This is a genomic window from Actinokineospora xionganensis (assembly GCF_014323725.1).
GTDB lineage: Bacteria > Actinomycetota > Actinomycetes > Mycobacteriales > Pseudonocardiaceae > Actinokineospora > Actinokineospora xionganensis.
This window is the reverse complement of record NZ_JABVED010000032.1, coordinates 1-21,737: the sequence shown is the minus strand read 5'-3', so window position 1 is coordinate 21,737 and position 21,737 is coordinate 1. Positions and strand designations below refer to the sequence as shown.

Below are 21,737 nucleotides of genomic sequence, written 5' to 3'. Positions count from 1 at the left end.
GCGCGCGATTCCGACTCGCTGTTGTGGGGACTGTCCGCGGCGGCCGGGGGTTCCCTGCGGGCCCGGGCAGCGGCGCTGCTCGCGGACCTGCGGGCCCGATCGGACTGGCGCGCGGCCGACATCGGATGGTCCCTCGCGCACGCCGGGCAGGCCTCGGGCAGCCGCGCGGCGCTGACCGAGACCGGTCCCGACGGGCTTCTCCGGGCGCTGCAAGCGCTTGCCGAGGGGCACGGCGACGCCGGGCTGACCGAGGGCGCGCCCGTGTCCGACGGTGTCGTGTTCGTGTTTCCGGGTCAGGGCTCGCAGTGGCCGGGCATGGCGGCGGACCTGATGGCGTCCTCGCCGGTGTTCCGGGCCCGGATGCGGGAGTGCGCGGGCGCGGTCGACCCGTTCGTCGAGTGGTCGTTGCTCGACGTCGTGCATGGCGCGCCCGGCGCGCCGTCGCTGGACCGCACGGACGTGGTTCAGCCGGTGCTTTTCGCCGTAATGGTCTCCCTGGCGGCGCTGTGGCGCTCGTACGGTGTCGAGCCGTCGGGGGTGCTGGGGCACAGCTTGGGCGAGATCGTGGCCGCCGTCGTCGCCGAGGCCCTGACCCTGGCCGACGCGGCGCGCGTGGTGACCCTGTGGAGCAAGGCCCAGGCCACGCTCTGCGGCCAGGGAGCGATGGTCGCCGTGCCCGCGTCCGCGGACGCGGTGCGGCCACGGCTGGCCGCGTTCGGCGGCAAACTCGGGGTGGCCGCGATCAACGGCCCGGACGCCGTGATCGTCGCGGGCGATCTGGACGCCACAAAGCAGCTACTCGACGACCTCGTCGCCGATGGCGTGTCCGCCAGGACGATCGACGTGGACCTGGCGGCGCACTCCCACCACATCGACCGGATCACCGACGAGCTGAGGGAACTGCTGGCCCCCATCCGGCCGCGCCCGCCGCGCGTGCGGTTCTACTCCTCGGCGCTCGGCCGCGTCCTGACCGAAGACGAGCCGCTGGACGCCGACTACTGGTGCCACAACCTGCGCCACACCATCGAGTTCGAACGGGCGACCCGGGTGGCGCTCGACGACGGGATCGGTGTCCTGCTCGAGGTCAGCCCGCACCCGGTGCTCACCGCCGCGCTCCAGCAGACCGTCGACGCGGCGGGCGGCCGGGCGTCGGTGCGTGGTTCGGTCCGCCGCGGCCACGCCGACCTGAGCAAGGTCATGCGGACCCTGGGCGAGCTGTACGTCGACGGTGTCGACGTCGACTGGGAGACCGTCTACGCCGGGCACGACGCGGAGATCGTCTCCCTGCCCGACGCGGCTGAGGAAACCGCGGCGCACCCGGAATCCCCTTTGCGGGCGCGGTTGGCGGCCATGTCCGAGGCCGAGCAGCGCGACCTGCTCGTCGGCGTGGTGTGCCGGGAAGTCAGGGGCCTGCTCGGGTCGTCGGCCCCGGTCGCGCCCGATCGCCAGTTCCGCGACCTGGGCTTCGACTCGGTGACCGCACTGGAGATCCGCGGCCGGATCGGTCTGGCCGTGGGTCTCGTCCTGCCCGCCACGACCGTGTTCGACTACCCGACCCCGGCCGAGGTGGCCGAGTTCGTGCGGGTCTCGCTGGTCGGCGCCACCCCCGCGGCGGACACCGTCGTGCCGGTGCCGTCGGCCGACGACGACCCCGTGGTGATCGTCGGGCTGGGCTGCCGGTACCCGGGCGGTGTCAGCGGGCCCGACGACCTCTGGCGGCTGGTCAGCGAAGGCGCCGATGTCGTCTCGCCGTTCCCCGCGAACCGGGGCTGGGACTTCGCCGGGTTCTACGACGGCGACTCACGTCCGGCGGGCACGTTCTATCAGCGCGAAGCGGGTTTCCTCGCCGACGCGGACCTGTTCGACGCCGAGTTCTTCGGGATCAGTCCGCGCGAGGCGGCGGCGATGGACCCCCAGCAGCGGTTGTTGTTGGAGACGTCGTGGGAGGCCCTGGAGGGGGCCGGGATCGTGCCGTCCGCCCTGCGCGGCAGCCGGACCGGCGTGTTCGTCGGCGCGATGACGATGGACTACGGACCCGGAATGGAGCAGGGATCCGAGGTCGAGGGCTACGTCTTCACCGGCAACACCGGCAGCGTGATGTCCGGTCGGATCTCTTACCTGTTCGGGTTCGAGGGGCCCGCGGTCACTGTGGACACCGCGTGCTCGTCCTCGCTGGTGGCGCTGCATCTCGCGGTGCAATCGGTCCGGCGCGGCGAGTGCGGTCTCGCGCTCGCCTGCGGTGTCACGGTGATGTCCGGCGCCGGGATGTTCATCGAGTTCTCCCGGCAGGGCGGCCTGGCCGCGGACGGCCGGTGCAAGGCGTTCTCCGACGACGCCGACGGCTTCGGTCTCGCCGAGGGCGTGGGCGTGCTCGTCGTGGAGCGGCTGTCGGACGCGCGCCGCAACGGCCACGAGGTGCTGGCCGTGGTCCGGGGATCGGCGATCAACCAGGATGGCGCGTCGAACGGGATGACCGCGCCGAACGGGCGTGCGCAGCAGCGGGTGATCCGGGCGGCGTTGACGGACGCGGGTTTGTCCCCGTCCGAGGTGGACGCCGTGGAGGCGCATGGCACGGGGACCCGGCTGGGCGACCCCATCGAGGCGCAGGCGCTGCTGGCGACGTACGGGCAGGACCGGGAGCGCCCACTGCTGCTCGGGTCGCTGAAGTCCAACATCGGGCACGCCCAGGCCGCCGCGGGTGTCGGCGGGATCATCAAGATGGTGCGGGCGATGCGGCACGGTGTGCTGCCCAAGACGCTGCATGTGAGCGCGCCGACCTCGCATGTGGAGTGGTCGGCGGGCGCGGTGTCGCTGCTGACCGAGCAGGTGCCGTGGCCGCAGGTGGGCAGGCCGCGCCGGGCGGGTGTGTCGTCCTTCGGTGTCAGCGGGACCAACGCGCACGTCGTGCTGGAACAGGCGCCCGAATCGGAGCCGGTTCCCGGAGAGTCCTTGTCCGGCCCCATTCCGTTGGCGCTCTCGGCGCGCGGCCCGGCTGCCCTGCGCGACCAGGCGGCGCGGTACCACGCGTTCCTGCGGTCGCGGCCGGAGGTGGAGCTGGTCGACGCCGCCCGGTCGGCGCTCGCTCACCGGTCCACTATGGACCACCGGGCCGTCGTGCTCGGCGCGGACCGCGAGGAAGTCCTGGCGGGTCTGGCGGCGCTGGCCGAGGGCACCCCGGCTTCCGGTGTGGTCACCGGTGTCGCGGAAGCAGGCGGCGCGGTGTTCGTCTTCCCCGGCCAGGGGTCGCAGTGGGCCGCGATGGCGGTGGAGCTGCTCGAGTCGTCTCCGGTGTTCGCCGAGCGGATGGCGGAGTGCGCCGAGGCGCTGGCCGAGTTCGCGGACTGGTCGCTGTTCGACGTGCTCGGCGACGCCGAGGCGCTCGACCGCGTGGATGTCGTGCAGCCTGCGCTGTTCGCCGTGATGGTCTCCCTGGCGGCGCTGTGGCGATCGGGTGGCGTGACGCCCGCGGCCGTGATCGGGCACTCGCAGGGCGAGATCGCGGCGGCGTGCGTCGCGGGCGCGCTTTCGGTCCGGGACGCGGCGCGGGTCGTGGTGCTGCGCAGCCAGGCCATCGCCGCGTCGCTGGCCGGGCGCGGGGGCATGGTGTCGGTGCCGCTGCCCGTCGACGAGGTGGCCGGACTGCTCGACCGGTGGGACGGCCGGGTCTCGGTCGCCGCCGTCAACGGCCCGACGTCCACTGTGGTCTCCGGGGACCCCGAGGCGCTCGATGACCTGCTGGCCCAGTGGGACCGGGCGAAGCGCATCCCGGTCGACTACGCCTCGCACTCGGCCCAGGTGGCCTCGATCAGGGACGAGCTGCTCGAGGTGCTCGCGCCCATCGTTCCCGGTGCGGCGCGGATTCCGTTCTTCTCCACGGTGACTGGCGGGTTCATCGACGGCTCGGCGCTCGACGCCGAGTACTGGTACGAGAACCTGCGCCGGACGGTTCGGTTCGACGAGGCGGTGCGGGCCTTCGACGGGCACGTGTTCATCGAGTGCAGCCCGCACCCGGTGTTGGCGCCCGCGTTGGACGGCACGGCTTTCGGCTCGCTGCGTCGCGGCGACGGCGGCCTCGGCCGGTTCCGCACGGCGCTGGCCGAAGCCCACGCGCATGGTGTTCCGGTCGACTGGCAAGCGGTGCTCGGCGCTCCCGTGCGACGGGTGGACCTGCCGACCTACGCCTTCCAGCGCGAGCGGTTCTGGCTCGACAGCGACCGGGCGGTGCCCGCCGACGCCACGGATCTCGGTCTCTTCGCGCCGGAGCACCCGCTGCTCGGCGCCGCCGTCGCGCTCCCGGAGTCCGGCGGATTCCTCTTCACCTCCAGGATTTCCCTGGCAGGCCACCCGTGGCTGGCCGACCACGCGGTGCACGACACCGTTCTGCTTCCCGCGACCGCGTTCGTCGAACTCGCCGTGCGCGCGGGTGACCAACTCGGCTGCGACCTCGTCGAGGAACTCGTCCTGGAAACCCCGCTCGTGCTCCCGGGCGACGGCGGCGGTGTCCGGCTGCAGGTGGCGATCGCGTCCGCGGACGGGTCCGGCCGTCGCCGGATCGCGGTGTACTCGCTCGACGAGCAGGCCGCTGACGACGCCGACTGGACGCCGCACGCCACCGGTGTCCTCACGTCCGGGGCCGAACGCGGCGCCACGCTGACCGACTGGCCGCCCGCCGCGACCGAAATCGACACCGACGACGCTTACGAAGCGCTGGGGGAGAAGGGGTACCGGTACGGGCCCGCCTTCCAGGGGCTGACCCGCGCCTGGCGCCGGGGCGAGGAGATCTTCGCCGAGGTCACCCTGCCCGAAAGCGTTTCGCGCGAAGGGTTCGGGCTGCACCCGGCGCTGCTCGACGCGGCGCTGCACGCCCTCGTGCTCGACCGCCCGGGCCTGCCGTTCTCGTGGCGCGCGGTCGCGCTGCACAGCACCGGCGCCACGGCGGTGCGGGTGCGCCTGTCGCCGACCGCGTCCGGCGTGTCCGTGCTGGTGGCGGACACAGCCGGAAACCCGGTGCTGACCGCCGAATCCCTGGTCCTGCGGCCGGTGCCCGAACAGCTCGGCGCGCCCCGCGCGGCCACGCTGCTCACGGTCGAGGCGGTGGAGATCCCCCGGCCCGCCGTCGCGAACCCGGTCTCGGTCGCCGTTGTCGACGACGCCGCCGACCTCGCGGACCTGGTGGCGGTCCCCGACGCCGTGCTGGTGGCCGAGTCCACCGCCGAGCGTGTCCTGCCGGTGCTGCGGGCGTGGCTGGCCGACGACCGGTTCACCGGGTCGCGGCTGCTGGTCGTGACCCGCGTCGCGGCGACCGATCTGGAGCAGGCGGCCGTGCGCGGTCTGCTGCGCTCGGCGATCTCCGAGCACCCGGACCGGTTCGTCCTGGTGGACACCGACACGACCGGCACTGTCGCCGCGCTCGCCGGGGAGATCCTGGCCACCGGTGAACCCGAGTTGTGGGTGCGCGGCGAGGGCTTCTCCGTGCCGCGACTGCGTCCACGACCGTCCACAGTAGACGCGCTGCCGTGGACGCCGGACGACTGTGTGCTGATCACCGGCGGCACGGGGACCGTGGGCGCGTCGGTGGCCCGACACCTGGTGGAGGTCCACGGAGTCCGCCGCCTGGTGTTGTTGAGCCGCAGCGGTCTTGCCGCGCCCGGCGCCGAACGGCTCCAGGCTGACCTGGCCGCCGACGGAGCCGGAGTGGTCGTGCTCGCCTGCGACGTGTCCGACAAGGACGCCCTCGCCGCGGTTCTCGACGACTACCCGGTCACCGCGGTCGTGCACGCCTCGGCGGTGCTCGACGACGGTGTGCTCGAGTCGCTGACGCCGGAGCGGATGGCGGCGGTGCACGCCCCGAAGGCAGGCGCGGCGCGGCACCTGCACGAACTCACCCGCGGGCGTGACCTGACCGCGTTCGTGCTGTTCTCGTCGGTCGCCGGGGTTCTCGGCACCGCGGGGCAGGGCAACTACGCCGCGGCGAACTGCGCCGTGGACGCGCTGGCCGAGATTCGCCGCGCCGAGGGACTTCCCGCGACGTCGATCGCCTGGGGCCTGTGGTCGGACACGAGCACGATGACCGGCGACCTCACCGGCACCGACCGTGCCCGGCTGGCCCGGTCGGGCATCGCCGGGATGTCCACCGCCGACGCGCTGGCGATGTTCGACGCCGCGGTGGGCGGCGACCTGGGCGGCGGCGTCGCGCTGCGGCTCGACCATGCCGCGCTGCGGGCGCGGGCCGACTCGGGCACGCTTCCCGCGCTGCTCAGCGACCTGGTCCGCACCCCCGTGCGGCGTGGTGCGGCCACCGCGTCCACCTCGGACACCGTCGACGCCCGAATCGCGGCGCTGGGTCCCGACGAGCGACTCGACGCCGTCCTGCGCCTGGTGGCCGACCAGGTCGCGAACGTTCTCGGGCACCGCTCCGCGGGCTCGGTCGACACCGCGGGCGCGTTCAAGGAGATGGGCTTCGATTCGCTCACCGCGGTCGAACTGCGCAACCGGCTCAACGCCCTGTTCTCGGTGCGGTTGCCCGCGACCCTGGTCTTCGACCACCCGACTCCCCAGGCGGTGGCCGAATTCCTGGTGGCCGAACTGACGGGCGTGCGGAACCGGCGGCAGACCGCGGTCACCGCTGCGCGGACCGACGAGCCGATCGCGATCGTCGGCATGAGCTGCCGGTATCCGGGAGGCGTCAGCTCGCCGGAAGACCTGTGGCGGCTGGTCGAGTCCGGTGCCGACGCGATCACCGGATTCCCGACCGACCGCGGCTGGGACCTGGCGAACCTGTTCGACGCCGACCCGGAGCGCCCCGGGCGCAGCTACGCCAGGGAAGGCGGCTTCCTGCTCGACGCGGGCCGCTTCGACGCTGCCTTCTTCGGGATCTCCCCGCGTGAGGCCACCGCGATGGACCCGCAGCAGCGGCTGCTGCTGGAGACGTCATGGGAGGCGTTCGAGCGGGCCGGGATCGATCCGGATTCCGTGCGGGGCAGTCAGACCGGCGTGTTCGCCGGGGTGATGTACGGCGGCTACGGCGCCCAGCACCTGAACTCGCCCAACGGTTCCGGAGAGTTCGAGGGGTACCTCGCGGCGGGCACCGCCGCCAGTGTCGCGTCCGGTCGGATCGCCTACGCCCTGGGCCTGGAGGGCCCGGCGCTGACGGTCGACACGGCGTGCTCGTCCTCGCTGGTGGCGCTGCACCTCGCGGTGCGGGCGCTGCGCCGCGGCGAATGCTCCATGGCACTCGCGGGCGGCGTGACGGTCATGTCGTCGCCGTCGCTGTTCGTCGAGTTCAGCCGTCAGCGCGGTCTGTCCCCGGACGGCCGGTGCCGGTCGTTCGCGGCCGCGGCCGACGGCACCGCCTGGGCCGAGGGCGCCGGTGTGCTGCTGCTGGAGCGGCTTTCCGACGCGAGGCGAAACGGCCACCGGGTCCTGGCCGTCGTGCGTGGCACGGCGGTGAACCAGGATGGCGCGTCGAACGGGCTGGCCTCGCCGAACGGCCCGTCGCAGCAGCGGGTGATCCGCGCCGCCCTGGCCGACGCCGGTCTCACGCCGTCCGAGGTGGACGCGGTGGAGGCGCACGGCACCGGGACGACGCTGGGCGACCCGATCGAGGCGCAGGCGCTGCTGGCGACCTACGGACAGGACCGCGACCGGCCGCTGCTGCTGGGTTCGCTGAAGTCCAACCTCGGCCACGCGCAGGCCGCGGCGGGGGTGGGCGGCATCATCAAGATGGTCGAGGCCATGCGCCATGGGGTGCTGCCCAAGACCCTGCACGTCGACGAGCCGACCCCGCAGGTCGACTGGTCCGCGGGCGCTGTCGCACTGCTCACCGAGCAGACCCCGTGGCCGGAGGTCGGCAGGCCCCGCCGGGCGGGGGTGTCGTCGTTCGGTGTCAGCGGGACCAACGCGCACGTGGTGCTGGAGCAGGCCGAGCCCGCCGATGCGCCCGCAGGCGTCGCGCAAACGTTTGACCAGCCGGTGCCGCTGGTGATCTCCGCGCGCACCGCGGCGGCGCTGGACGCACAGGTGCGCGAGGTGGCGAACTTCGTCTCGGCGAACCCCAAGCTCGCCGAGGCGGATCTCGCCTACTCGCTGGCCACCACCCGTGCCCGGCTGCCGTACCGCGCCGTGGCGCTCGGCGTCGACGCGCTCGCCGCCGGGGACCTGGTGCGGGGCGACGGCGCCGTGCCGCGCCGGGTCGCGTTCGTGTTCCCCGGCCAGGGGTCGCAATGGGCCGGGATGGCCGTGGACCTGCTGGGCTCGTCGCCGGTATTCGCGGCGCGGATGGCGCAGTGCGCCGACGCGCTGCGCGAGTTCGCCGACTGGGAGTTGACCGACGTCCTGGCCGACCCCGCGGCCCTTGAGCGCGTCGACGTGGTTCAGCCCGCGCTGTTCGCGGTGATGGTGTCGCTGGCGGCGCTGTGGCGGTCCTACGGTGTCGAGCCCGCCGCGGTGGTGGGTCACTCGCAGGGTGAGATCGCCGCGGCGTGCGTCGCGGGCGGGCTCAGCCTCAGCGACGCCGCGCGGGTCGTGGTGCTGCGCAGCCAGGCGATCGGCCGGTCCCTCGCCGGGCGCGGCGGCATGGTGTCGGTATCGCTCCCGGTCGAGGACGTCCGGGAACTGCTGACGCCGTGGTCGGGTCGAATCGGGATCGCCGCGGTCAACGGACCCGCGGCCACGGTGGTGTCCGGCGAGCCCGACGCGCTGGCGGAGTTCGCCGCCCGCTTCGAGGGCCGGGTCATCCCGGTGGACTACGCCTCGCACTCGGCGCAGGTCGAAGCCCTGCGCGACGAACTGCTGGACGTGCTCGCGCCGATCAGCCCCCGGTCGTCGACTATCCCGTTCTACTCCGCGGTCACCGGAGAGCGCCTCGACACGGCGGCGCTGGACGCGGGCTACTGGTACCGGAACCTGCGCGAACCCGTCCGGTTCGACCTCGCCACCGGCAGCCTCCTCGACGACGGCGTCACCGCGTTCATCGAGTCCAGCACCCACCCGGTCCTGGGCCTCGGGATCTCGGGCACCGCCGAGCGGGCCGAACGCGACGTGGTCGTCGTCGGTTCGCTGCGCCGCGATGACGGCGGGCCGCGACGGTTCCGCACGTCCGTCGCGGAGGCGTACACGCGTGGCGTGGCGGTCGACTGGGCTGCCGCTCTCGCACCCGGCGCCCGCGTCGTCGACCTGCCCACCTACGCGTTCCAGCGCACCCACTTCTGGCTCGACGCCCCGGAATCGCCCACCGGCGGGTCCACTGTGGACGGATGGCGTTACCGGATCGACTGGCGACCGGTGTCCGAGACCGCGCCGTCGACGCCGCTGGGCGCCTGGCTCGTGGTCACGGCCGGGGAGCCGACCGAGTCGGTCGTTGCCGCCCTCACCGAGGCGGGCGCCGCCCCGGTGGTGGTGTCCGCCGACGCGGTGGCCGAATCGGCCTCCCGGACAACCGGGCTCGCGGGCGTCCTGTCGCTCGTCGCGCTCACCGACCCCGACCCGATCGCCGCGACCCTGCGCCTCATCCAGGCCGACCTGCCTGCTCCACTGTGGACGCTCACGCGCGGCGCGGTCGCCGTCGACGCCCCCGCGACCGACCAGGCGGCGGTCTGGGGGCTCGGCCGGGTGGCGGCACTGGAACGCCCCGAGCGCTGGGGCGGTCTGATCGATCTGCCCGCCGAAGCCGACGAGCACACCTGCCGACGGCTCGTCGCGGTGCTGGCGGGCTTGGGCGAGGACCAGGTCGCCCTCCGCGCGTCCGGCATCCTCGGCCGCAGGCTGGTCCGGGCGGGCCGGTCGGCGCGGCCTGACGCGGAGTGGAGCCCCGCGGGCACCGTGCTGATCACCGGGGGCACCGGCGCGATCGGCGCGCACATCGCCCGGCGTTTCGCCGCGGCAGGCGCCGAACATCTGGTGCTGACCGGGCGGCGCGGCCCGGACGCGCCGGGAGCGGACGAGTTGCGCGCCGAGCTGGCGGCGCTGGGCGCCCGGGTCACGATCGCCGCGTGCGACGTCGCCGACCGCGAGGCCCTGGTGCGACTGGTTTCCTCGGTCGAGGTCGAGAGCCCGATCCGGGCCGTCGTGCACGCGGCGGGCGTGCCGCACTGGGGTGACCTGGGCGAGATCACCGCCGCCGAGGTGGCCGAGGCCATGGCCGGGAAGGCCACGGGCGCGGCGAACCTGGACTCGGTGTTCGACCGCGACCTCGACGCCTTCGTGCTGGTCTCCTCCAACGCGGGCGTCTGGGGCGGGAGCGGTCAGGGCGCCTACGCGGCGGCGAACGCCGTGCTCGACGCGCTCGCCGTGCGCCGCCGGTCCCGCGGCCTGCGCGCGCTCTCGGTGGCGTGGGGCTCCTGGGCGGGTGACGGCATGGCCGCCGGTGCGACGGGATCGCGCTTCGAGCGTCTGGGACTCAACCTGATGCCGCCCGCCGAGGCGCTGGCCGTGCTCGAGCAGGCCCTGGCCGACGACGAGACCTTCCTGGCCGTGGCCGACGTGGACTGGGCGCGCTTCGCGGCGACGTTCACCATCAACCGGCCGAGCGCGTTGATCTCCGAGCTGCCGGAGGTCCGGCGCGCCGCACGCGAGGTGCAGGCGGCGCCGACCGGGCTCGCCGCCGTTGCCGAGGCCGACCGGGCGCGGACCGTCACGGAGTTGGTCCGCGGCGCTGTCGCCGCCGTGCTCGGACACACGGACGCGCGGGACATCGACGGGCGGACCTTCAAGGAACTCGGGTTCGACTCGCTCACCGCGGTGGACATCCGGACCAGGCTGGCCACGGCCACCGGGCTGGCCCTGCCGAGCAGCCTGGTGTTCGACTACCCGACGCCGAAGGCGCTCACCGCCCACCTGCTGGCCCGGATCTTCGGCGCCGAAACCGCCCCCGCGGCGGCGGTCCGCACCCGCCCGGTCGATGAGCCCATCGCGATCGTCGCGATGAGCTGCCGCTACCCCGGTGGCGTGCGGTCCCCGGAGGACCTGTGGCGGTTGGTGGAGCAAGAGGTCGACGCGGTGGCGGACTTCCCGCAGGACCGGGGCTGGGACGTCGAGGCGCTGTACCACCCGGACCCGGAGCACCCGGGCACCACGTACACCCGACACGGCGGCTTCCTCGCCGAGGCGGCCGAGTTCGACGCGGGCTTCTTCCGGATCTCGCCGCGCGAGGCGCTGGCGATGGACCCGCAGCAGCGGCTTGTGCTGCAGACCGCCTGGGAGGCGTTCGAACGCGCCGGGCTCGACCCGACCAGTCTGCGCGGCACCAACACGGGGGTGTTCATCGGGTCGAGCAGCCAGGACTACGGCCCGCGGCTGCACGAGGTGCCCGCGGGACTGGAAGGCCACTTCCTGACCGGGAGCCTGGACGCGGTGATCTCGGGCCGGGTCGCCTACGAACTGGGCCTGGAAGGTCCGGCGATGACCGTGGACACGGCGTGCTCGTCGTCGCTGGTGGCGCTGCACCTCGCGGTGCAGGCGCTGCGGCGCGGCGAGTGCTCGCTGGCGCTGGCAGGCGGGGTCGCGGTGCTCTCGACTCCCGGTGTGTTCCTGGAGTTCAGCAGGCAGCGGGGGCTTTCCGCCGACGGTCGGTGCCGGTCCTTCGCGGCGGCGGCGTCCGGCACGGGCTGGGCTGAGGGCACCGGAATGCTGGTGCTGCAACCACTGGCGGACGCTCGGCGCGACGGCAACCCGGTCCTGGCGGTGATTCGCGGATCCGCGGTCAACCAGGACGGCGCGTCGAACGGACTCACCGCCCCCAACGGCCCGTCCCAGCAGCGGGTCATCCGCGCCGCACTGGCCGACGCCGGTCTCATACCGTCCGATGTGGACGCGGTGGAGGCGCACGGCACCGGCACGACGCTGGGCGACCCGATCGAGGCGCAGGCGCTGCTGGCGGCCTACGGACAGGACCGCGACCGCCCGCTGCTGCTCGGCACGCTCAAGTCCAACATCGGCCACGCGCAAGCGGCTTCGGGGGTGGGCGGTGTCATCAAGATGGTCGAGGCCATGCGGANGCTGCTGGCGGCCTACGGACAGGACCGCGACCGCCCGCTGCTGCTCGGCACGCTCAAGTCCAACATCGGCCACGCGCAAGCGGCTTCGGGGGTGGGCGGTGTCATCAAGATGGTCGAGGCCATGCGGAATGGGGTGCTGCCCAAGACCCTGCACGTCGACGAGCCGACCCCGCACGTGGACTGGTCGGCGGGCGCGGTGTCGCTGCTGACCGAGCGGACGGACTGGCCGAGCACGGGCGCGCCCCGCCGGGCGGGGATCTCGGCGTTCGGCGTGAGCGGCACGAACGCCCACGTCATCGTCGAGCAGGCCCCCACTGAAAATGCGGCGGCTTCGGTGGATCCCGGCCCGGACCCGGTGGTCGTGCCGGTGCCGCTGTCCGCGCGCGGGCAGGACGCGGTGCCCGCCCAAGCCGCGCGGCTGCGCGAGTTCGTGGCGGGCGCTCCTGACCTGTCCCTGTCCGCGCTCGCGCTGTCGCTGGGCATCGGCCGGTCCGGGCTGCCCGACCGCGCCGTCGTCCTGGCCGCGGACCGCGCCGAACTGCTGGACAACCTCGACGCGCTGGCTCGCGGCGAGAAGGGGCCCCGGCTCATCCGTGGGACCGCCGGCGCTTCCCGTTCGGCCGCCATGTTCACCGGGCAGGGCGCACAGCGGCTCGGCATGGGGAGTGAACTGGCGCAGGCGTTCCCGGTGTTCGCCGAGGCGTTCGACGCCGTGGCCACGGAACTGGACAAGCATCTCGACCGGCCGCTGCGCGACGTGGTCGCGGGCGATCCCGAGGCACTGGACCGGACCGAGTACACCCAGCCGGCCCTGTTCGCCCTTGAGGTGGCGCTGTTCCGGCTGTTCGAGTCGTGGGGTGTGCGACCGGATTTCCTGGTCGGGCACTCGATCGGCGAACTCGCCGCCGCGCACGCCGCGGACGTCCTCTCCCTCGCCGACGCCGCCACCCTGGTGGCCGCGCGCGGCAGGCTGATGCAGTGCCTGCCCGCGGGTGGGTCCATGCTCGCCATCCAGACAGGCGCCGAGGAAGTGCTGCCGCGGCTGGTCGACGGCGTGACCATCGCGGCGGTCAACGGCCCGGACTCCGTGGTCGTCTCCGGCGACGAGGACGCGGTCGCCGCGGTCGAGGCCGGGTACGCGGCCCGGTCGGTCAAGACCCGGCGGATCCGCACGAGCCACGCGTTCCACTCCCACCGGATGGACGCCATGCTCGACGAGTTCCGCGAGGTGGCGGCATCCCTGCGGTACCAGGCGCCGGCGATCCCGATCGTGTCGACGCTGACCGGGACGCTCGCGACCGCCGAGGACCTGTGCTCGCCGGACTACTGGGTCCGGCAGGTTCGCGAGCCCGTGCTGTTCCACGACGCGGTCCGGTGGCTCACCGCGGACGGCGTCACGGCGTTCGTCGAACTGGGTCCGGACGCGGTGCTGTCCGCGCTCGTGGACGCGCCGCTCGCGGTGCCGGCGACCCGCCGTGATCGGTCTGAAGTAGACAGTGCGGTGGCGGCGCTCGGCGCGCTGCACACGCACGGCGTTTCCCCGGACTGGACGGCGGTGTTCCCCGGTGCCCGGCGGATCGATCTGCCGACGTACGCCTTCCGCCGCGACCGCTACTGGCTCGACGGCGCGTCCACCGGGCAGGGCCTGGTGGGCCCCGCGACCCGGCTGGCCGACCCCGACGGGGTCGTGTTCACCGGCCGCGTGTCGACGAAGACCACGCCATGGATCGGCGACCACGAGGTGCTTGGCGCCGTGCTGCTGCCGGGGACCGCGTTCGTCGAACTCGCGATCCGGGCGGGCGACGAGGTCGGGTGCCCCCTGGTCGAGGAGCTCATGCTCGAAGCTCCCCTGGTGTTCGGCGGCGGCGCGGTCGAGTTGCAGGTGAGCGCCGGCGCGCCGGATCAGACCGGGCGACGCCCCTTCGCCGTGCATTCGCGTGCGGCGGGCGACGTGTCCTGGACTCGCCATGCGACGGGTGTGCTGAGCGAGGAGACCGTCCGGGCCGACCCGATGCCGTGGCCGCCCGCGGACGCGAGCGCGATCGACCCGGACGAGGTCCGCGCGGCCCTCGTCGACCGGGGTTACGACTACGGCCCGGCCTTCGGCGGGCTGCGGGCGGCGTGGCGGCGCGGCGACGAATGGTTCGCCGAGGTGGCCTTGCCGGACGCGGGCGATGGCTTCCTGGTGCACCCGGCGTTGCTCGACACCGCGCTGCAGCCGCTGGTCCTCGACCAGACCGGCCCGGCCCGGCTGCCGTTCTCCTGGCAGCGAGTGGCGCTGCACGCGACCGGCGCGACCGCGGTCCGGGCCCGGCTGACGGCGTCCGACGACGGCTTCGCCGTGCTGCTCACCGACACCGACGGGCAGCCGGTGCTGACCGCCGACGCGGTGATCATGCGGCCGGTGCCCGAACGCCTCGGCGCGGCGACCCCGCTGCTCGCCGTGCACCACGTTCCGGTCGACCTGCCCGCCGCGCCCGCGCCCGCGGACGCCGTGGTGCTCACGGACCTCACCGATGTGCTCGGCGCGGTGCGGGGGTGGCTCGCCGATGAGCGCTCCACCCGGTCGCGGCTCGTCGTGCGCACCGACAACGCCGAGTTCGACCCGGCCCAGGCGGCCGCGGCGGGCCTGGTCCGGTCGGCGCGGTCGGAGCACCCGGGCCGATTCGTGTTGATCGACTCCGACGGCGACCTCGAGGACGTCCTCCCGGGGATCCTGGCACTGCACGAGCCGGAGGCGGTGGTCCGCGGGGGAGAGGTCTTCGTCCCGCGGCTGCGGCAGGCCGTCGTCGGCGATCCCGTGTGGTCGCCGCGGGACTGCGTGCTGATCACCGGTGGCACCGGCACGCTGGGCGGCCTGATCGCCCGGCACCTGGTCTCGGCGCACGGGGTGCGCAGGCTCGTGCTGATGAGCCGCCGGGGCATCGAGGCGCCGGGCGCGCGCGAACTCGTCGCCGACCTGGCCGCCGACTTGGGCGCCGACGTCGCGGTCGTCGCGTGCGATGTGACCGAGCGCGGCGCGGTGGCCAGGGTGCTGGCCGAATATCCGATCACGGCGGTGGTGCACACGGCGGGCGTCCTCGACGACGGTGTCGTCGAGTCGCTGACGCCGGAGCGCATGGCGCGGACCCACGAGCCGAAGGTCGTCGGCGCACAGCATCTCGACGAGCTCACCCGGGACCGCGACCTGACCGCGTTCGTGCTGTTCTCCTCGGCCGCGGGCATTCTCGGCACCGCCGGGCAGGGCAACTACGCCGCGGCCAACGCGGCGCTCGACGCCATCGCGCGGTCCCGGGTCGCCGAAGGTCTCCCCGCCACCTCGCTGGCCTGGGGGCGGTGGACCGAGAGCAGTGCGATGACCGGCGACCTGACCGTCGCCGACCGGGCCCGCCTCGCCCGCTCCGGGCTCGCGGGCCTGTCCACGGCCGAAGCGCTGGCGATGTTCGACGCCGGGGCCGCGGGACCGGACGCGGTGTACGTCGCCGCGCGCCTGGACGCCGCCGTGCGACGCGATGGCGAAGTGCCGCCGCTCCTGCGGGAACTGGTTCGTGGGTCGGTCCGCCGCGCGTCGAGCGCGCCCAAGGCGGGACGCGCCGTGGCGGCCAGGTCCGCCGACACCGTGTCGCAGGCCGTGCGGGCAGCGGTCGCAGAGGTCCTCGGACACCGGGACCCGGAGTCCGTCGACGTGGGCAAAGCGTTCCAGGACCTGGGTTTCGACTCGCTCACCGCGGTCGAGCTGCGCAACCGGATCAACGCGGAGTTCGACCTGCGACTGCCCGCCACCCTCATCTTCGACCACACCACCCCGGCCGCGCTGGCCGCCGCGCTCGTGGCCGAGCTGTCCGGAGTGGACACCCCGGCGCCTGGGTCGCTGAGCGCGCCGCGGACCGTCGCCGCCCGAGACGATGACGACGCGGTCGCGATCGTCGGGATGGCCTGCCGCTACCCGGGCTCGATCGGCTCGCCGGAGGACCTGTGGCGGCTGGTGACCGAGGGCCGCGAAGGGATCACGCCCTTCCCGCGCGACCGTGGCTGGGATCTGGCGAACCTGTTCGACGACGATCCCGAGAGCCACGGCCACAGCTACACGCGGTCGGGGGGATTCCTGCACGAGGCCGTCGACTTCGACCCCGCCTTCTTCGGGATCTCACCGCGCGAGGCGGTGGCGATGGACCCGCAGCAGCGGCTGCTCCTCGAAGTCTCCTGGGAGGCCGTGGAGCGGGCCGGGATCGACCCGGAGTCGCTGCGCGGCAGCCAGACCGGCGTGTTCGCCGGTGTCATGGCCGGTGACTACGCCAGCCGGGTGCGGCAGGTGCCCAAGGAGGTCGAGGGCTTCCTGGGCAACGGAAGCACGGGCAGCATCACCTCCGGGCGGGTCGCCTACACCTTTGGGCTGCAAGGGCCCGCGCTGACCATCGACACGGCGTGCTCGGCGTCCTTGGTCGCGATGCACCTGGCCGTCCAGTCGCTGCGCCGGGGCGAGTGCTCGCTGGCGCTCGCCGGTGGCGTGACGGTGCTGTCGACCCCGTTGTTCTTCGTCGAGTACAGCAGGCAGGGCGCGCTGGCTCCCGACGGCCGGTGCAAGTCGTTCAGCGCCGACGCCGACGGCACGTCCGGCGGCGAGGGAGTCGGGATGGTGTTGCTGGAGCGGCTGTCGGACGCCCGCCGCAACGGCCACGAGGTGCTGGCCGTGATCCGCGGATCGGCGATCAACCAGGATGGCGCGTCGAACGGGATGACCGCGCCGAACGGGCTCGCGCAGCAGCGGGTGATCCGGGCGGCGCTGGCCGACGCCGGGCTGTCACCGTCGGAAGTGGACGCGGTGGAGGCGCACGGCACCGGCACCCGACTCGGCGACCCGATCGAGGCCCAGGCGCTGCTGGCCGCGTACGGCCAGGACCGGGAGCGCCCGCTGTTCCTCGGCTCGCTCAAGTCGAACATCGGCCACACGCAGGCCGCGGCCGGGGTCGGCGGGGTGATCAAGATGGTGCAGGCGATGCGGCACGGGGTGCTGCCCAAGACGCTGCACGTGGGCGAGCCGACCCCGCGGGTCGACTGGTCGGCGGGCGCGGTGTCGCTGCTGACCGAGCAACTGCCGTGGCCCGAGGCGGGCAGGCCGCGCCGGGCGGGCGTGTCCTCCTTCGGCGTCGGCGGGACCAACGCGCATGTCGTGCTGGAGCAGGCTCCCGCGCCGGAGCCCGCCGCCGTCGACGAGTGGACGGGTCCGGTTCCGCTGGCCCTGTCCGCGCGCGACGCCGCTGGGGTGCGAGCGCAGGCCGAGCGCCTGCTGTCGTTCCTGGCAGCACGCCCGGATCTGTCCCTTGTGGACGTCGCGTTCTCGGAGCTGACCACCCGCTCCGCCATGCGGCACCGGGCCGTCGTCGTCGGCCGGGGCCGCGAGGAGCTGTTGGCGGGCCTCGCCGCGGTGGCGGGCGACGAGCCCGCGGCCGGGGTGGTGCGCGGCAGCGCGGGAGCGGGCAAGGCGGTGTTCGTCTTCCCCGGCCAGGGCTCGCAGTGGGCAGGCATGGCGGTGGACCTGCTGGCGTCGTCCCCGGTCTTCGCGGCGCGGATGGATGAGTGCGCGCGGGCGCTCCGCGAACACGTCGAATGGGACCTGGCCGAAGTCCTCGGTGACGCTGAGGCGTTGGAGCGGGTGGACGTGGTCCAGCCCGCGCTGTTCGCGGTGATGGTGTCGCTCGCGGCGCTGTGGCGTTCCTACGGCGTCGAGCCCGCCGCGGTCGTGGGCCACTCGCAGGGTGAGATCGCGGCCGCCTGTGTCGCGGGGGCGCTGAGCCTGCGGGACGCGGCCAGGGTGGTCGTCCTGCGCAGCCAGGCGATCCGCGATTCCCTGGCGGGCCGCGGCGGGATGGTCTCGGTGCCGCTCGCGGTGGCCGAGGTGCGCGAGCGGCTGGCGCCGTGGGGGGACCGGATCTCGGTCGCGGCCGTGAACGGGCCGAGTTCGACTGTGGTGTCGGGTGACCCGGACGCGCTGGCGGAGTTGCTCGCCCGGTGGGACCGGGCGAAGCGGATCCCGGTCGACTACGCCTCGCACTCCGCCCAAGTGGAGCCGATCAAGGAGGAACTGCTCGACGCCCTCAAGCGAATCGAGCCCGGCGACCTGGAGATCCCCTTCTTCTCCACGGTGACCGGCGACTATGTCGACGGCACGGCCCTGGACGCCGAGTACTGGTACGAGAACCTGCGCCGGACGGTTCGGTTCGACGAGGCGGTGCGGGCCTTCGACGGGCACGTGTTCATCGAGTGCGCCCCGCATCCGGTGCTCATGACCGCGCACGACGCGGTGGCCGTGGGGTCGCTGCGGCGCGGCGAGGGCGGTGTCGACCGGTTCCTGGTCGCGGTGGCCGAGGCGCACGCGCACGGGGTGCCGGTGCGGTGGCCCGCGGTCTTCACCGGCAGGCGGGTCGAGCTGCCGACCTACGCCTTCCAGCACGAGCGCTACTGGCTTGACGCCGGCGTCACCGCCGATGTCGTCGCCGCGGGCCTCGACTCCGCCGAGCACGCGATGCTGGGCGCCGCGGTGCCGCTCGCCGCGTCCGACGGGCATGTTCTCACCGGCCGGTTCTCGGCGGAGACCCATCCGTGGCTGGCCGACCATGTCGTCGGTGGCTCGATTCTGGTGCCTGGTACGGCTTTCGTGGACTGGGCGATCCGGGCGGGAGACGAGACGGACCGCCCGGTGGTCGACGACCTGACGATCCTGGCGCCGCTGGTTCTGGCGGACTCGGTCGCCGTGCAGGTTCAGGTCACCGCCGAGGCGCCCGACGAGTCCGGCCGCAGGCCGCTGGCGGTGCACGCCCGAGCGGACTCGGCGGACGACTGGACGCTGCACGCCACCGGCACCCTGGCGCCCGCGGGCGCTGTGCCCGCCGACGATCTGACGCAGTGGCCGCCACCCGGTGCCGAACCCGTGGACGTGTCCGACCTGTATGAGCGGTTCGCGGCCACGGGCCTCGAGTACGGCCCGAGCTTCCGGAGCCTGCGGGCGGCGTGGCGGCGGGGCGACGAGGTGTTCGCCGAGATCGAGCCCGGCACCGAGGTGGCGACGGCCGGGTTCGGGCTGCATCCGGCGCTGCTCGACGCGGCGACGCACGCCGCGGCGCTCATCGCGGACTTCGACACCCCCAAGCTGCCGTTCTCCTGGACCGGCGTCGCGCTGCACGCCGTCGGCGCGTCGACGCTGCGGGTGCGGATCGCGTCGACCGGGGACGACACGTTCGCCGTGTTGCTGACCGACGCAGCGGGGCGCCCGGTGGCCACGGCCGACTCGCTGCTCGTGCGACCGATGGCCACGCCCGCGGTGGGCGCGAACGATCACCTTTACCGCCCGGTCTGGACCGAGATCCCGCTGCCGGACGGCCGGGCCGTCCCCGGATCGACGGCCGTCCTCGGCGCGGGGCTGTGGTCCGGCGCGGAGACGTTCACCGACTTGGGTGCGCTCTTCGCGGCGGTGGATGCCGGGACTCCGGTTCCGGAGGTGGTCTTCGCCCGGGTCGAGGCCCGGTCGGAGCCTTCTCTGGCGGCGCGCGCTCGGGCGGCGACCGAACACGTTCTCGGAGTGGTCCAGGCGTGGCTGGCTGACGCGCGGTTCGCCGGGTCACGGCTGGTGTTCGTCGGTGACCGCCCGGATGACGTGGCGAACGCGGCCGCGTGGGGACTGGTGCGGTCGGCGCAGTCGGAGCACCCGGGCCGGTTCCAGCTGGTGGACATCGATGGCGAGGCCGAGGTGGCGCTGCTGCGGCGGATTCCCGCGGTGGACGAGCCTCAGGTGCTCGTCCGCGGCGGCGCTGTCTTCGCCCGGCGTCTTGAGCGCGCACAAGCGGGCGTGGATCCGGTGGCGTGGGATCCCGATGCCGTGGTGCTGGTGACCGGTGGAACCGGGACGCTGGGCGGCCTTCTCGCCCGGCACCTGGCTGGTGTGCACGGCGTTCGCAGGCTCGTGCTGGCGAGCCGTCGCGGTGCGGCGGCCGCGGGCGCTGACGAGTTGGTGGCGGACCTGGCGCGTTCGGGCGCCGAGGCCACGGTCGTCGCCGTCGACCTGGCCCGCCGGGAGGACGTGGCGAGTCTGCTCGCCGCATATCCGGTCACGGCGGTCGTGCATGTGGCGGGCGCGTTGGATGACGGGCTGGTCGAGTCGCTCACCCCCGACCGGATCGACACCGTGTTCAAGTCCAAAGTGGACGCTGTGGTGCACCTGCACGAGCTGACGCGCGAGCTGAGCGCGTTCGTCCTGTTCTCGTCGGCAGCGGGGGTGTTCGGCACCGCGGGCCAGGGGAACTACGCGGCGGCCAACGCGTTCCTGGACGCTTTCGCCGCGGACCGGCGGGCGGAAGGCCTGCCCGCGACCTCCGTGGCATGGGGGTTCTGGGAAGAGACCAGCGGGCTGACCGACGGGCTGACCGAGCAGGACCGCGGACGCATAGCCCGATCCGGGCTGCTTCCGCTGGCCACCGCGCAGGGCTTGGACCTGTTCGACAACGCCGTCGCACTCGGCGACCCCGCACTGGTCGCGGTCCCGCTTGATCTCGGCGCGTTCCGCGCACGGGCGAAAGCCGGGACGCTTCCCGCGCCGCTGCGGACATTCGTGCGGTCCACGACCCGCCGTGCGGCGAGCACGGCCACCGGCCAGGGCGGTCTGGCGAGCCGCGTCGAGCGGATGCCCGCGGCGCAGCGCGACCAAGCCGTGCTCGCCGCGGTGCTCGCCGAGGTCGCGGCGGTGCTCGGCCACCGGTCGGGTGACTCGCTCAAGGGTCGTGACTTCAAGGAACTCGGGTTCGACTCCCTGATCGGAGTGGAACTGCGCAACCGGCTGATGGCGCTCACCGGACTGCGGCTGCCCGCGAGCCTCGTGTTCGACTACCCGAACCCGCGGGCGCTGGCCGCGTTCCTGGTGGCCGAACTCGTGCCCGCCGGTCGTGCCGAGCCGGTGCGCGACGACGCCGTCCGCGACGCGCTCGCCACGATCCCGATGGAAACACTGCGGGACCACGGCTTGCTCGACCGGTTGCTCCACCTCGCCGGGCACCCCGCCGCCGATGGCGCGCCCACCGATGACCAGATCGACTCGATGGACGCCGACGCCCTGATCGCCATGGCGCTCGGCGCCACCGACTCCTGACGAAGCCCGCCGCGGAGGAACGAAGCCATGACCAATCCAGACACCCGGGTTCTCGAAGCACTGAGGGCCTCGCTCAAGGACGCCGAGCGGCTGCGGCAGCAGGTGGCGAAGACCCACGAGCCGATCGCGGTCGTGTCGATGGCGTGCCGCTACCCCGGCGGCGTGCGGTCGCCGGAAGACCTCTGGCGGGTGCTCTCGACCGGCGCCGACGTGATCGGCGGGTTCCCCGCCGACCGCGGCTGGGACCTGGCGAACCTGTTCGACGACGATCCCGACAGCACCGGCCACACCTACGTGCGCGAGGGCGGCTTCCTCGACGGCGCCACCGGTTTCGACGCCGACTTCTTCGGGATCTCGCCGCGTGAGGCGGTGACCATGGATCCGCAGCAGCGGTTGCTCCTGGAGACCACATGGGAGGCCTTCGAGCGGGCCGGGATCGACCCGGCGTCGGTGCGCGGCACCCAGACCGGTGTGTTCGCCGGTGTCATGGTCAGCGGCTACGGCATGCGCGAGATCAGCGCGCCGGGAGGAGCCGGGGAGTACGAGGGATACGTCGGCAACGGCAGCGCGGCGAGCGTCGCGTCCGGCCGGATCTCGTACACCTTCGG

The 21,737-nt window shown here is 73.8% G+C and carries 2 protein-coding genes and 3 pseudogenes; all 5 read left to right on the top strand.

All coding sequences use genetic code 11. The features are described 5' to 3' along the window. Window positions 1-315: 315 nt before the first annotated feature. Window positions 316-1,176, top strand: a pseudogene (locus GPZ80_RS34240) (acyltransferase domain-containing protein); the annotation flags it as partial. After that, a pseudogene (locus GPZ80_RS34235) lies at window positions 1,153-13,920 on the top strand (SDR family NAD(P)-dependent oxidoreductase); the annotation flags it as partial. The pseudogenes GPZ80_RS34240 and GPZ80_RS34235, both read left to right, overlap by 24 nt. 84 nt (window positions 13,921-14,004) lie before the next feature. Further along, window positions 14,005-18,801, top strand: a pseudogene (locus GPZ80_RS34230) (type I polyketide synthase); the annotation flags it as partial. Beyond that, window positions 18,802-21,129, top strand: coding sequence for a type I polyketide synthase (locus GPZ80_RS34225; protein WP_446678433.1), 2,328 nt, complete (start codon window positions 18,802-18,804; stop codon window positions 21,127-21,129). A 60-nt stretch (window positions 21,130-21,189) separates the two neighbouring features. Beyond that, window positions 21,190-21,737, top strand: a 548-nt coding sequence (locus GPZ80_RS30415; protein WP_376771793.1) for a beta-ketoacyl synthase N-terminal-like domain-containing protein, incomplete at its 3' end; no start/stop codon positions are given.